The 14,201-nt window shown below is 43.5% G+C and carries 13 protein-coding genes, 1 tRNA gene and 1 pseudogene; 6 read left to right on the top strand and 9 right to left on the bottom strand.

The features are described from left to right. Positions 1–21: 21 nt before the first annotated feature. The 9 genes from LAJ61_RS04960 to LAJ61_RS04920 form a co-directional block, all read right to left on the bottom strand. Complete coding sequence (locus LAJ61_RS04960) at positions 22–783, bottom strand: hypothetical protein (RefSeq protein WP_224054681.1); 762 nt, start codon at positions 781–783, stop codon at positions 22–24. A 31-nt stretch (positions 784–814) separates the two neighbouring features. Further along, positions 815–1,612 carry an enoyl-CoA hydratase/isomerase family protein gene (locus LAJ61_RS04955; protein ID WP_224054680.1) on the bottom strand — a complete coding sequence of 266 codons (798 nt, stop codon included), beginning with the start codon at positions 1,610–1,612 and terminating at the stop codon, positions 815–817. A 102-nt stretch (positions 1,613–1,714) separates the two neighbouring features. Next, the gene (locus LAJ61_RS04950) at positions 1,715–3,331 is read right to left on the bottom strand and encodes a carboxyl transferase domain-containing protein (RefSeq protein WP_224054679.1); all 1,617 of its coding nucleotides are present in this window, start codon (positions 3,329–3,331) and stop codon (positions 1,715–1,717) included. Positions 3,332–3,419: 88 nt separating this feature from the next. After that, positions 3,420–5,156 (bottom strand): AMP-binding protein, encoded by a 1,737-nt coding sequence (locus LAJ61_RS04945; RefSeq protein ID WP_310586030.1) that lies wholly within the window; start codon positions 5,154–5,156, stop codon positions 3,420–3,422. Positions 5,157–5,575: 419 nt separating this feature from the next. Next, positions 5,576–5,968 carry a hypothetical protein gene (locus tag LAJ61_RS04940; RefSeq protein WP_224054678.1) on the bottom strand — a complete coding sequence of 131 codons (393 nt, stop codon included), beginning with the start codon at positions 5,966–5,968 and terminating at the stop codon, positions 5,576–5,578. A 32-nt stretch (positions 5,969–6,000) separates the two neighbouring features. Then, positions 6,001–6,366, bottom strand: a complete 366-nt coding sequence (locus tag LAJ61_RS04935; protein ID WP_160000888.1) for a SirB2 family protein — start codon at positions 6,364–6,366, stop codon at positions 6,001–6,003. Between the two features lie 90 nt (positions 6,367–6,456). After that, complete coding sequence (locus tag LAJ61_RS04930) at positions 6,457–6,792, bottom strand: BolA family protein (RefSeq protein ID WP_036589719.1); 336 nt, start codon at positions 6,790–6,792, stop codon at positions 6,457–6,459. A gap of 203 nt (positions 6,793–6,995) precedes the next feature. Further along, positions 6,996–7,451, bottom strand: a complete 456-nt coding sequence (locus tag LAJ61_RS04925) for a DUF441 domain-containing protein (RefSeq protein ID WP_060996159.1) — start codon at positions 7,449–7,451, stop codon at positions 6,996–6,998. Positions 7,452–7,729: 278 nt separating this feature from the next. Continuing rightward, the gene (locus LAJ61_RS04920) at positions 7,730–8,554 is read right to left on the bottom strand and encodes a M48 family metallopeptidase (protein WP_409034986.1); all 825 of its coding nucleotides are present in this window, start codon (positions 8,552–8,554) and stop codon (positions 7,730–7,732) included. 368 nt (positions 8,555–8,922) lie between these two features. Between LAJ61_RS04920 and LAJ61_RS04915 the strand changes: the two genes are divergently transcribed. The 6 genes and pseudogenes from LAJ61_RS04915 to LAJ61_RS04890 all read left to right on the top strand — a co-directional run. Then, positions 8,923–8,998: transfer RNA gene (locus LAJ61_RS04915), tRNA-Gly, on the top strand. 398 nt (positions 8,999–9,396) lie between these two features. Then, the gene (locus tag LAJ61_RS04910) at positions 9,397–9,699 is read left to right on the top strand and encodes an IS630 transposase-related protein (RefSeq protein ID WP_065253243.1); all 303 of its coding nucleotides are present in this window, start codon (positions 9,397–9,399) and stop codon (positions 9,697–9,699) included. Then, entirely contained in the window at positions 9,692–10,234 is a 543-nt protein-coding gene (locus tag LAJ61_RS04905) for an IS630 family transposase (protein WP_224054808.1), read from the top strand. Before LAJ61_RS04910 ends, LAJ61_RS04905 begins: the two co-directional genes overlap by 8 nt. Next, positions 10,234–11,013 carry a nucleotidyltransferase domain-containing protein gene (locus LAJ61_RS04900; RefSeq protein WP_310586033.1) on the top strand — a complete coding sequence of 260 codons (780 nt, stop codon included), beginning with the start codon at positions 10,234–10,236 and terminating at the stop codon, positions 11,011–11,013. The genes LAJ61_RS04905 and LAJ61_RS04900 overlap by 1 nt, the downstream gene beginning before the upstream one ends. 20 nt (positions 11,014–11,033) lie before the next feature. Next, positions 11,034–12,113, top strand: coding sequence for a nucleotidyltransferase domain-containing protein (locus LAJ61_RS04895; protein WP_224054677.1), 1,080 nt, complete (start codon positions 11,034–11,036; stop codon positions 12,111–12,113). Positions 12,114–12,218: 105 nt separating this feature from the next. Continuing rightward, positions 12,219–14,192, top strand: a pseudogene (locus LAJ61_RS04890) (ATP-dependent helicase); the annotation flags it as partial. Between the last annotated feature and the right edge of the window lie 9 nt (positions 14,193–14,201).

The raw sequence follows: 14,201 nt of genomic DNA, 5'->3' as shown, positions 1-14,201 counted from the left end.
TTGGCAAATTCTTTTTACCGATTATCGAATATATTTTTGAGCACTAGGTTTATAAGTCATTTGGTAATTTGATTTTTTGACCTTACCCTTTTTGACGTTATGATTATCGGGATAATCATGCTCAACAGCGTTGATTTGTATGGGGTAAAAACCGTTGATTGCCGATTTTTGGCTTAAAATCGTAAGCTTACTTTCATAAGAATCCCAACCATCACCGTTGCCTGAACAGTCGCTATCAAGAGGGTCAGCCATGAAAATGGCTTTGATTTGATTGCCGACTTGCGCATAAATATGCTTATTCACTTCAGTACAACCTGTCGAAGTATAGCCATATTCGCCATACCAGCCGAATTTGTCTGGTGCAATTTGTACCAATTTAAAATTACCTAGTTGCGAGCTTCCGTAAGCCCCATTAGTAATGTAGGGTTGGGCTGCGGCTAATTGCCACTGGTTATTGACTTGATTAAAAATGAATAACCCGCCAATACCTTCGGTTACATGCCCTGCATCTAACCCTGGTTCTGCATAATCACCATTGACCAATACATAAAGTTGGGATTTGCCATTCAATGTTTTGATTTCTGCGTTCGTTACTTTGGCACAATAATGAGTTTCATCATGAGAAAAAAATAAACAGTCATTTTGATATTGATTGCCATAGTATTTGGGTAAGGTTTGTTCAATGGCATTAACTGCATTAGTTGGCAATTTGTCTTTGGCAAAGGCAGGTGTTGCTAAAGTTGAAATAACAATCATTGTAAGTGGGAAAAATAGTTCTTTCATGGTATGCCTTTAGCTTTTTTTATCACATCAATTAATTATTTAACCAGCTTGGTTGACGTTTTTGCAAGAATGACTGTACGCCTTCTTTACCCTCGGCGGATGCGCGGATATCGGCAATGCCTGCAACGGTATCTTTGATTAACTGCTCATTAATCTCGGCATACGCCACGTCCTGCACCAGTTTTTTACACACCTTGACAGCATTTGGGCTAGCGTTGACCAAGTGTTTAACCAAGTTATCAAGGCTTTGTGTAAACTCTTCTTCATCCACCCGCTCATGGATAAAACCGATTTTTTTGGCTTCTTTGGCATCAAATACTTCAGCGGTTAAGAAGTACCGATGCGCGGCTCTTGCACCCATCGCACGAATCACATACGGGCTAATGGTCGCAGGAATCAAGCCAAGTTTGACTTCGCTTAAGCAAAAATTGGCGTTTTTTACGCTAATGGCGATATCACAAGCCGCAACCAGACCCATACCACCGGCATACACATCGCCTTGAATGGCAGCGACAGTCGGTTTTGGACAGTGGTAGATGGTGGCTAGCATTTGCGCAAGCTTGCCTGCGTCTGCCAAGTTTTCATCGTGGCTATAATCCGCCATCGCGCGCATCCAGTTCAGGTCTGCACCGGCACAGAAGGCTTTGCCATTGGCAGTCAATACCACCGCACGCACTTCGTCTTGCTGACCGCAAAATTGAAACACATCGGTCAGTTCTTGGATGACATCGTCGTTAAAGGCATTGCGTTTGTCGGGGCGATTGAGGGTAATAGTCGCTACATGCTGGTCAATGTCTAACAGTAGGCTGTCATAAGTCGGTAATTTCATCGTGTTTTCCCTTTTTTTGTTGGGTAAAGTTGAAGCGTTTTTGAGGCTTGCTCAATGGTGATAGAACAAACAACCAAGACTTCTGATTTTACACGCTGAAAATTACATTCTAAATACACCAAAGGTGGTGTCTTCAATCGGTGCGTTGTAAGCGGCACTTAAGCCGAGTGCCAATACTTGACGGGTATCGGCTGGGTCAATCACGCCATCATCCCACAGTCTAGCCGAGGCATAATAGGGATGACCTTGCTCGTCAAATTGCTGACGCACTGGCGCTTTGAACGCTTCTTCGTCCTCGCTTGACCAGTGCTCACCTTTAGCATGGTATTGGCTGCGTTTGACCGTTGCTAATACCGAGGCCGCTTGCTCGCCACCCATCACCGAGATACGCGCATTTGGCCACATCCACAAGAAACGTGGACTGTACGCACGACCACACATACCGTAGTTACCTGCACCGAAGGAGCCGCCGACAATCACAGTAAACTTCGGCACTTTGGCATTGGCAACCGCCATCACCATTTTGGCACCATGACGGGCAATCCCTTCATTTTCGTATTTGCGCCCGACCATAAAGCCTGTGATATTTTGCAGAAACACCAGCGGAATTTTACGTTTGCAGCATAGCTCGATAAAATGGGTGGCTTTTTGGGCTGATTCGCTAAATAAAATACCGTTGTTCGCGATAATACCCACTGGCATACCTTCAATATGCGCAAAACCACACACCAGTGTCGTGCCAAAACGGGCTTTAAACTCGTCAAATTCACTGCCATCGACAATGCGAGCAATGATTTCACGGATATCAAACGGCTTACGGGTGTCAGTTGGGATGATGCCGTACAATTCTTTGGCGCCGTATTTGGGTGGACGCGGGGTTATTTGCGCGGTAGCGTGGTGGATAGGCGTTTTTTGTTGGTTTAAATTGCCGACGATGTTGCGCGCCAGTGATAACGCGTGTAAATCGTTTTGGGCAAGGTGGTCAACCACCCCTGACAGACGGGTATGCACATCGCCACCGCCTAAGTCTTCTGCGGTCACTTCTTCACCTGTGGCGGCTTTGACCAGCGGCGGTCCACCCAAAAAAATCGTCCCTTGATCTTTGACGATAATCGACTCGTCACTCATGGCGGGCACATAGGCACCACCTGCAGTACAGCTGCCCATGACGACGGCGATTTGGGGAATGCCTTCGGCGCTCATATTGGCTTGGTTAAAAAAGATACGACCAAAGTGGTCCTTATCTGGGAATACTTCATCTTGGTTGGGTAAGTTCGCGCCGCCAGAGTCCACCAAATAGATACATGGCAAGCGGTTTTCCCGCGCGATTTCTTGCGCCCGTAAATGTTTTTTGACCGTCATCGGGTAGTAAGTGCCGCCTTTGACGGTGGCATCGTTACACACAATCATACAGTCAATGCCAGCGACACGACCAATGCCAGCAATCACGCCTGCGGCAGGGATATCGGCATCATACATGCCATACGCTGCCATCGGTGAGACTTCCAAAAATGGCGTACCGGCATCTAGCAAGCGCTCGACACGTTCACGCGGCAATAGCTTACCCCGAGCCACATGTTTGGCGCGTGCAGACGCTGAACCGCCCTGAGCAATGACCGCAAGTTTGGCTTTGAGGTCGTCAACAATCTGTTGCATAGTAGCGGCATTGGCTTGAAATTCCGCACCATTTGGGCTTAATTTACTTTGGATAACCGTCATTGTAAATCCTAATTCTGTCAAAGGGTGCAGCTAAATTGCTATCAGATGCCCTCTGTATTTATGTTAAGTTTTTGCTGAAGTTGAAAATTTAGAGTCCCAATTCTTGTTTCATCGCTGCCACGATTTTGAATTTTTGAATTTTACCCGTGACGGTCATTGGGAACTCGTCGACAAACTTCATGTAAGTTGGCACTTTATAGTGCGCGATGTGATCTTTACAAAAATCACGGATGTCTTGTTCGGTTAAGTTGCTGTCTTTTTTGGGGATAATCCAAGCGGCAAGGACTTCACCAAATTTCTTGTCGGGTACGCCCACGATTTGGACGTCACGGATTTTTGGGTGGCGATATAAGTAGTTTTCGATTTCAACAGGGTAAATGTTTTCACCACCACGAATTACCATATCTTTACTACGTCCGACGATTTTGACATAGCCTTCTTCGTCCATGGTTGCCAAGTCACCGGTATACATCCAGCCATCGACAATGGCTTCCGCCGTTTTATTGGTGTCATTCCAATAGCCGAGCATGATTGAGTAACCTTTGGTACACAGCTCACCTGTCTCACCGATGCCAAGCGTTTCCCCCGTTTCTGGGTTGACGATTTTGACTTCTAGGTTTGGCTGTACCAGACCTACGGTTGAGACTTGTTTTTCAAGTGGTGTGTGCTGGTTGGTTTGACAAGATACGGGCGATGTTTCGGTCATGCCATAGGCAATGGTGACTTCTTTCATGTGCATTTGGTCAATCACGCGGCGCATGACCTCAATCGGACAGCTTGAGCCTGCCATGATGCCGGTACGCAAAGTCGATAAGTCATAATTGGCAAAGTCTGGGTGGTCAAGCTCGGCAATAAACATGGTCGGTACCCCATGCAGCCCTGTACATTTTTCGTTTTGCACGGTTTCAAGTACGGTGATGGGGTCAAAGCCATCATTGGGATACACAATCGTGCCACCATGGGTCAAGATAGCAAGGTTGCCCAGTACCATTCCAAAACAGTGGTAAAGCGGGACAGGGATACACAGACGGTCATCGGCAGAGAGGCTCATGGCTTCACCGATGAAATAACCGTTGTTCAAAATATTGCGGTGGGTAAGCGTCGCGCCTTTGGGCGTGCCTGTGGTACCACTGGTAAATTGGATATTGATAGGGTTATTGGGGTTAAGTTTTTTGGCACGTTCCGCCACTGCCGGATCATCGGCATCGCCTTCGGCAATCCATGCTGAGAATTTTTGCATATAGCTAAAATCCTCAGTGGACTCTGGGCTGTCAATCCAGATGACCCGTTTGAGATTGGGTAATTGCACCAGCTCTAAATTTTGGTAGCTTTGGTGACGCGCTTCAGGTGCAAGCTCTTGCAGCATCACCGCATAGTCGCTAGATCTGAAGTGACGCATCAATACTAGCACTTGGCAGTCGACTTTGTTGATGGCGTATTCAAGCTCAAAGATACGATAGGCGGGGTTGATGTTGACCAGTATGATACCGGCTTTGGCAGTCGCCAATTGCATGATGACCCATTCAACGTTGTTGTGTGACCAAATACCCACGCGATCGCCTTTTTGCAGACCCATACGAATCATGCTGCTGGCTAGCTGATTGACTTTACGCTGTAGTTCGCGGTAGGTGAGACGAATGTTTTGGTGCGCGGAAACTAAGGCTTGTTTATCAGGATTTTGTTCCACCATCTGATCGAAAAAATCACCAATGGTCAATTCTATCAGTGGTGTAACCGGTCCTTTATCATAGCTTTGGGTGAGTGGGGCGTTGGCAGATTTCGCACCCATTACGATGCGTGGCAGGGTTAGCACGTCTTTGGTCATGGTAGCATCCTTACTATCGTGTTTTTTATCGTGTGTTTCTATCGTTTTTTTGGGGTGTTTACTAAAGGTATTGACGAAAGCTAGTGAAAACTTCGTGCTTACCTGAGTAAAAATTTTTACCCACTGATTAATACCTAAGTATTCCTTGACTTAAAGTATTGTTATTACACTCATTTTAATTCATTTTTTTAAAATTTTTACCGTGTTTAATCATCAATATGTGACATATTAATCAATAAATTATGCGCTTGTCAATCTAAAACGAGACAATCTTTATCGGAATAAGAATTATCTTTAGGCTAAAAAAATATTCAATGACAATTACTAGCCCCAACCTAGCCAATCATTTGGCTCACCATAAAAAAACCCATCTCACTATGAAAGATGGGTTTGGGTGTCAACTGGTAAAATGGGATAAATTATTTTTCGCTATAGAGTTTGATGCCGGTAGCAAAGGGGCATTGTTTCAAGCGAGCGGCTTGTAGCATCGCATCACGTTGTCCCATAGCAATCGATAGATTATGACGGTTGCCGCCATTGATTGAGCCTAAGCCGACACTCACGGTAGGATAAATACCATGGCGATTGCCCGATACGCCAATCCCAATGCCTGAAGCTTGCAAGGCCGTGCGCTGGTTGGCATTGGCATTGATGTATTGATTGACGCGCGTGTACTCATTGGCAAGCCCCACACAGTCATAGCTTTGGTAATTGTTGGCGGATACGTATTCAGGGGTAGGCGTGGTCATACACCCTGTCAAACCTGCCGTAGTGGCAGCCGCTAAAAGTATTGAGATAGCTAATTTTTTCATTATCCTACTCCCTTATGTTCACTGCTTCAGCCTTAAAATAGGTTGAGTGGTTTAACAAACGCCAGCGTCAAAATACCCATATAGGCAATAAAAGCAATCAACATACCTATTTTGGCTTGATTGGGCGTAGTCGTTTGGCGTGTGGCTTTGACAGTCGCCGAAATAGCAACAATGAGTAGCACCATCTTGGCAATCAACCAATGCGGCACTATACCTGCGCCAAATAATGGCATCGCCGTCACCGCGCCTGTCAAAATCACCAAGGCATACATCACGTGGGCGCCGATTTTGGCAGATCTTGGCAAGCCTTGTCCTTTTGGTGCGGTAAATACCAACACGGCTTGCCACAAGAATAAGGCAATTAAAATCAATGCCATCAGCATATGTGCGTGTTTCATACATCAACCTTTTTTATCATAATATAGCGTAAATTAACTTAAGAGGTCTGTGGGTTTAGCTTATGTTGACACTTTTTTTTTATCTGTATGTTACCCTGCGTTTTGTCCTGCGCAATTGGGACTTTCAGGAGATTGTCCAACCGCTTGCCATTCTGCTTGTGTATAAGCATGGATTGAAAACGCGTGAATTTGCCCACCGCCTTGTGACAGTAACGTATGGATAAGTCCATACACTAACTGATGACGCTGTACCAAGCGTTTCCCTGCAAATGCCTCACTGACAATGGTCAGCTTAAAATGGGTTTCTTTGCCTTCAAAATAGCCAGCATGGCGCATCGACTCGTTTTCTAGCTGATAGACACTGGGTTGTAACGTTTGCAAACGCGCTGTCACGGCATCGGCAATCGGAGTAGCAAGTTGACTCATGTCGTCCTCGGTTCACTGATTTTATTCATCGAAAATGGGTAGCCAATGACAAACCTAACTGGTCACCACTTACCGCATTTTAGCCATTTTAGCATAGTTTTAAGGTAGCCTAATCTATCAAATTGGCTCGACTGGCAAAAATAATCTTGTGTCAATCGCTCTCAATTTTTCTCTATGTTTGATGGCTCACTAGCTTCTATGACTCACTTGGACCAATATAGCAAGGATAAAATCCCTGCAGCAATTAACGGACCCACCGCCACCCCGCGAAACAATACCACCCCTGCCACTGTGCCAATCATCAGCCCAGTGACCACATTGGGGTCAACTTTCATTAAATTCACCCCTCTTGCGCCCAGCCAAGTCACCAGCAATCCCACGGCGATGGCCAATAATGAGCGCCAACTGGCAAAAGAGGTCATCAAGGCTTTGCTACTGACTTGCTCGGAGGCGATGGGCGCAATGACGGCAATGGTGAGCAGCAAAATACCCAAGTTGAGTCCATATTGCTGGATATAAGAAAAGATAGGTTGGTTGTGGGGTAAAAATTTGATGATAATCAGCGCAGTCGCACTGACCCAAATCGTGGGGTTGTGCACAAAAATACCGCAGCCCAAAATGACGAACAAGACTAGCAAATTAATATCAAGCTGATTCATGAATTTACCCTATAACTGTGACTAAACGCTTATTATGCCACTGACAATGCCGCTGTGCTGTTGAGATATTTAAAAAATTTCAATCAATCGGCTTTTTTGATAACTTGTTAAGCTTGCTAGATAAATTGATGAGTAGGTAAATTGTTGAGTAAATTGATGCGCAATGGATTATTGTGGATAAGCAATTTTTTAATTAACCCGTTATTTTGATCACTAAATTTGCTCACTAAAAAAGCCAATATCAACTGAATATTGGCTTATGACATACGGAGTTAAAATTAACGGTAACGGCTTTGTTGGTACAACGGCATCACACGTGGCAATAATGATTGAATGGTGGCAATACGTGTTGAGCTCACCGGGTGGGTACTTAAAAACTGAGGTGGCTCACCGCGACCGCCGGCACTCTGCATTTTACGCCATAGGCTAACTGCTGCATTAGGGTCGTAACCTGCCCGTGCCATCAACTCTAACCCCATCAAATCAGCTTCCGTTTCTTGGGTACGGCTATTGGGACGGGAAATCCCCAAATCCCCAGCTAAGCCTGCTAACTGTGCCTGACCTTGAGATAAGCCTAAGACGCTCGCGGCAATACCAATCCCTGTTTGGGTCGCCACCTCACGCGATAGACGCTCACGGGTATGCTCACGCAATGCGTGCGCCATCTCATGACCCATAATGGCAGCAATCTCAGCATCGGTTAGACTCAAGCGATCGATAATACCTGAGTAAAAGACAATTTTACCACCAGGTAATACGTGCGCATTGAGCTCATTACTCTTAATGACATGCACTTCCCAAGACCATTGTCTTGCATCGCTACGATAGGCACCTGTCTGCGCAATCAGACGCTGAGAAATTTTCTTTAAACGTGCCAACTGAGCCGGATTGGTATCAAGCAGACCTTTGGCACGGGCAGCGGCAATTTCTTGTTGAAAAGCTTGATTGGAAAGTTGTTGCACTTGCTGGTTAGATACTACCAGCAACTGATTACGGTCAACGCCAATTGCCCCCGTGTCAGTGGTGGTTGAGCAACCAGTCGTACCTACCGCAATGACCGATGCCGCCAGACTCGACATTATAAGTTTTTTTGAAATTTTCATCTTATCGTTATCTCCAAATACAGCAAAAAGGACCAAGAAAATAGGAAGGTTAAACGCATTATAGCGAAGTCATTAAAAAACAATCTGCTGAGATTTGCAGTAATTGCGTAACGATAGATACGTGGTGTGTTTCAGAGTGTGATAAAACAAGCTAATAATTATGAGTAAAAAGGAAAAAATTAATAAGAGAATAAAGAGTCAAAAAAAACTACTTCCCAATGAAACCCAGTAAAAACAGTTAAATTTAAAAAAAAACGTATTTTTTTGAATTTTTTTTGCAAAAATGCTTGACGCCGTATCAAAAATCCTTATAATACGCATCCACAACGACGCAACAAACACTCAAAATTGCTAGTTGACCACCTAATGCGGGAATAGCTCAGTTGGTAGAGCACGACCTTGCCAAGGTCGGGGTCGCGAGTTCGAATCTCGTTTCCCGCTCCAAATTCAAGAAAGCCTAACTTAATAGTTAGGCTTTTTTATTGCCTATAAATCCGCCTGTATCAAGGCTTTCAAGCTTTGTGCCCCTTTTTTTACTAAAAATGCTTTGTTAATTTAACTAATCAATTTTTTGCAAAATTTTAGACCGTGACCAAAACGTGACCATTTTGTGACCACGCATTTTTTATAATTTTTTAGAGTGACCCCGACCGTGAAATAGGGAATTTAGATGAATTTAATAATATTTTAAGTTAATCTAAGTTCTTGATTTGTTTGATAGCAGACAAAATTTGTGTAAATCTTTGCGTTTTGCCATAATGCAAAGATTAACAATCTATCTCAAAATGCATAATGACAAATAATCTATAGTTAAAGAAATCTAGAAGTGCTACAATAACAAAATGGCATACTCAACCGACTACCGACAAATGATACTGGACAAGCACGAAGCAGGAAGAAGCATTCGTAGCCTTGCCCAAGAATTTAATATCAGCACACGCACTTTACAAAACTGGAAAAAACAACCAGAACGTAAAGTGGTTAAAACTCGTAAAGGCAAAATCGACATGGCTTTACTCAAGCAAGATGTCGAAAAATACCCTGACAGCTATCAACGAGAGCGAGCTGTACGTTTCAACTGCACTCAAAGAGCGATTGGGATAGCCTTAAAGCGGCTTAAAATCACTCAAAAAAAAGATACTTAAACACCCACAGGCAGATGAAATAAAACGCCAGACATTCATCCAGCAACTGGCAGACTACCAAAGCAGCAACCGACCTATTATCTACCTTGATGAATGTGGCTTTAAAACTAGTAGCTATCGCCCTTATGCTTATGCACCAGGGGGGCAAAAATGCTTTGATAGCTACAACTGGCAGCTAAAAAGTACCACCAATGCGATTGGGGCTATTCATGGTAATCAGCTGTTTGCTGTAGGGCTATACGATTTTAATATTAACGCTGATGTCTTTTATCATTGGACAAAAAATCTGTTATTACCTGCATTGTCACCACATAGCTTGATTGTAATGGATAACGCTAGATTTCACATTCGAGAAGATATTGAAAATCTTATCGAGCAAGCAGGTCATACAATTCTTTGGTTGCCGCCTTACAGTCCTGACCTCAATCCTATTGAACATATTTGGGCTTGGGTTAAAAGGTTAAGACAAGATTGGCGACTTGATGATATCGATAAGCTATTCTTCTACTTTATGTGGATTTGTGGTAGTTTTTAATTTCTTTTACTATATCCAATCATATTCCAATTACCTCAATCATCTATCAAGTCTGCCAAGACAAAGGTGTCAAGCCACTTCATGCCATTGAAAGTGGTAGCAGGGCGTGGGGCTTTGCGTCTCTTGACAGCGATTATGACGTGCGTTTGATTTATCGGCATGAGCCAGACTGGTATCTAAGGCTGTATGCGGCCAAAGATACCTTTGAATTTATCCAAAATGATTTGTTTAATGTGCCATTTGATATTGGTGGCTGGGACGTGCGTAAAGCCTTGCAATTATTGCATAAATCCAATGCCGTGATTTTTGAGTGGCTTAACTCGCCGATTGTGTATCATTCGGATAATCAGTTTTTGGAAGCGGTTAAAGCCGTGCAAAACGAGTTCTTTGACCCAAAAGCGATTTTCTATCATTATCAAGGCATGGCAAAAAATGCCAGTGGCGAGCTTGAACTCGATAAACCAATTAAGCTAAAAAAATGGTTTTATTTGTTGCGGGCGTTGTTAGCCAGTATTTGGACACTTGAGCAAGCTTATCCGCCGCCTGTGGACTTCAATCTAATGTTGCCACTATTGAATAAGAGCTATAAGCAGGAAATTTTGGCATTAGTGGTGATTAAGCAGAGCCAAGATGAAAATTATCGGCATCAGTTATCGAAGTCATTGCAAGATTTAACGGTAAAGCTTTGGCAACGCTGTGAAAGCCCTAAATTTCCTGATAAAAAACACGGTGATATTGCGTTACTTGATACTATCTTTAAAACAACTGTTTTCCATTAAGCTATTTCGTTGAGTAAATTATGTCTCTGACTATTGATGATTTAAAAGCCCAAAATCTTATCTTATTTGAATGTATCTCGGGTTCTCGTGCCTACGGGCTTGATACACCAACATCGGACACCGACATCAAAGGCGTGTTTTATTTGCCCAAAGAACGATTTTATAGCCTGCAAAGCGACTATATCCCTCAAGTGAGCAATGAAACCAATGATATCGTTTATTACGAGCTTGGACGGTTTGTCGAATTGCTTTTGCAAAATAATCCCAATATGATGGAACTGCTGGCGACACCTGCCGATAAAGTGCTGTATCGCCATCCCATTATGGAGAGTCTAAAAGCTGAATGGTTTATCAGTAAACTGTGTGAAAAGACTTTTGCCGGTTTTGCCAACAGTCAAATTAAAAAAGCCCGTGGCTTAAATAAAAAAATCGTCAATCCGATGGACAAAGAGAAAAAAAGCCTATTGGCTTTTTGCGCGGTCTTTGTCGACGGTAAAAGCATTTATTTGCAAAACTGGCTCACCCAAAACCAACTCAACCAACGTCAAATCGGACTAGCGGTCATGCCCCATGCCACGCAAATGTACGCCATGTATATCGATGATGGTGAGCAAGGCTTTCACGGCATTATGCAAAAAGATAACGCCACTCAAGTGAGTTTATCGAGTATCCCTAAAGGCATGACCCCTGTGGGCTATCTATCGTGCAATCTGATGGGCTACAGCAAATACTGCAAAGACTACAGCGAATATTGGGAGTGGGTCGAAAATCGTAATGAAGAACGCTACCAAACGACTATTTCACATGGCAAGCAATACGATGCCAAAAACATGATGCACACCATTCGCTTGCTACAAACCGCCCTTGATATCGCCAACACTGGAAAAGTCATTGTTAAACGTGAAAACCGTGATGAACTCTTGGCGATTAAATCGGGACAAAGCGATTATGAAACCTTGGTAAAAATGGCGGATAATTTGACTAATGAGATTAGCCAAGCGTTCGCAACAAGTGATTTGAAAGATGAGCCGAATCGTAAGAAAGTTTTGGAACAGTTGATTGAGATGCGTACATTCTTATACAGCGGTTATGGTTTTTGAATTAACTTAAATCAGTTAGCCGGCTTACAAACTTTTTTAAATATTTACACAATTATCTTTTTGTTTACTAGCTTTAAATCAGACTTTTAACATGTTATAAAAACTATGACCATCAACACCTTACTCGACGAACTTAATCCTGCCCAGCGCAAAGCTGCCACTACCGAAAGCCAAAATACACTGGTATTAGCAGGGGCAGGCAGTGGTAAAACCAAGACCATTGTAGCTCGCGCTGCCTATTTGATTGATAAAGGTGTGCCTGCCAATGAAATCCAAATCGTCACCTTTACCCGCCGTGCTGCTAGCGAGATCGTCACCCGTGTGGAGAGCCATTTAGGATTGCAAGCAGAAGGACTGCGCGCCTCCACCTTTCATACCTTTTGTCTAAGTATCTTACGTCGTTACCCTAAAGTGTTTGACCTAAAAGGCTTTAACGTCATCGACCGTGATGATCAAATCATGATGTTCAAACTGCTACGCGGTAAGTTCGAAGATAAACGTGCCAAAGAGGCAGCAGCAAAGAATAGTCAAACATCGACAGGTAAAACCATTACCTTTCAACGTAACAAAGCCGCTCAAACTATTAGCGAAATACTACCTAAGCCCAAAGAGCTTGTTGATTTATATTCCTACTCGCGTAATACCCAAATCTCACTTAAAGACGCGCTATATAAGCAACTGCCTGATTTTCAGCCTGCGTATGAGGAAATCAAAGCAGTGATGAAAGGCTATGAAGCGCAAAAGCGAGAACGTCATTATCTCGACTATGATGATATCTTGGAATATGTCGCACGCTATTTAAATGCCGATGATTGGCTACTTGAACGAGTCACTGAAAACACCAAGTATCTACTAGTCGATGAGATGCAAGACACCAATCCGCTGCAGTGGTTACTATTACAGCCATTTATTGGACGTACGCAGCTATTTTGTGTTGGGGATGATGCCCAGTCGATTTATGGCTTTCGCGGGGCGGACTTTGAAAATATTCATAGTTTCAAAGAAAGAGTACCTGATGCCGAAGTGCTAACACTGGATTTAAATTATCGCTCCACCCAAGAAATTTTAGATTTATCCAACTGGCTACTTGATCGAAGTGAGCTTAATTATAAAAAACGGCTTACTGCGCATCGCGGTGAAGGGATTAAACCAATACTGCATAGTTTTGGTAATGAGTTTGATGAAGCCCGATTTATCGTCAGTGATTTGAAAAAACGTTATGATAAAGGTGCGCCATGGCATCATCATATGATTTTGCTGCGCTCAGCGTTTTCAGGTCGACAAGTGGAAAGCGCACTCATTGCTGCAAATATCCCGTATGTGTTTATCGGTGGTACCAAATTACTGGAAGCGGCGCATGTTAAAGACTTAATCAGTATGCTACGAGTGACGGTTAATTATCTAGATGAACTCGCTTGGATTCGCTTTTTAACGCTATGGGATGGCATCGGCGATGCTGGGGCAGGGAAATTAGTCAATGAGTTTTTAACCTTACCAGACTTGAATGCTTGCATTGATGTGCTTGATAAGAAAAGCAAAGTACCAAAACCTGCTATTGAAGCACTTAAGGAGCTTGCTAAGCTACAGGAACTGCCAGAGAAAAGCATTGATATTGCGTTTGATGCGTTAAGTGATCAATTGCAAAAAAACTATGAGAAAAAGGACTGGGAAAGCCGTGCTCGTGACTTTGATTTAATCAAACAACTTGCCATGCGACATGGCACATTAGCTGACTTTATAGAGGCTTACATTTTAGATCCAATCTCACATAGTGAAGTGAGTAAACAAGATAATGATGATTTGGTGACGCTGATTACCATTCACTCTGCCAAAGGGGCTGAACGTGAGGTCTGTTATATCGTCAATGCGTCTGTGGGACAATATCCGCATATGCGAGCCCAAGATAGCTTTGAGGAAGTGGAAGAAGAAAGGCGTGTGCTATATGTGGCGATGACGCGGGCAAAAGATGAACTGATTATCACACGGCAAAACTTAAATACTTGGGCGACCAGTCGGGTTGATGCACAAAACCGTACCATTGAAAGTTATTTTTTAAGCGAAGTGCCAAAAGAGCTATTGCCAAATGAT

The organism is Faucicola osloensis, from assembly GCF_020041925.1.
Taxonomy (GTDB): Bacteria; Pseudomonadota; Gammaproteobacteria; order Pseudomonadales; family Moraxellaceae; genus Faucicola; species Faucicola osloensis_D.
This window is presented reverse-complemented; position numbering and strand designations above follow the sequence as displayed.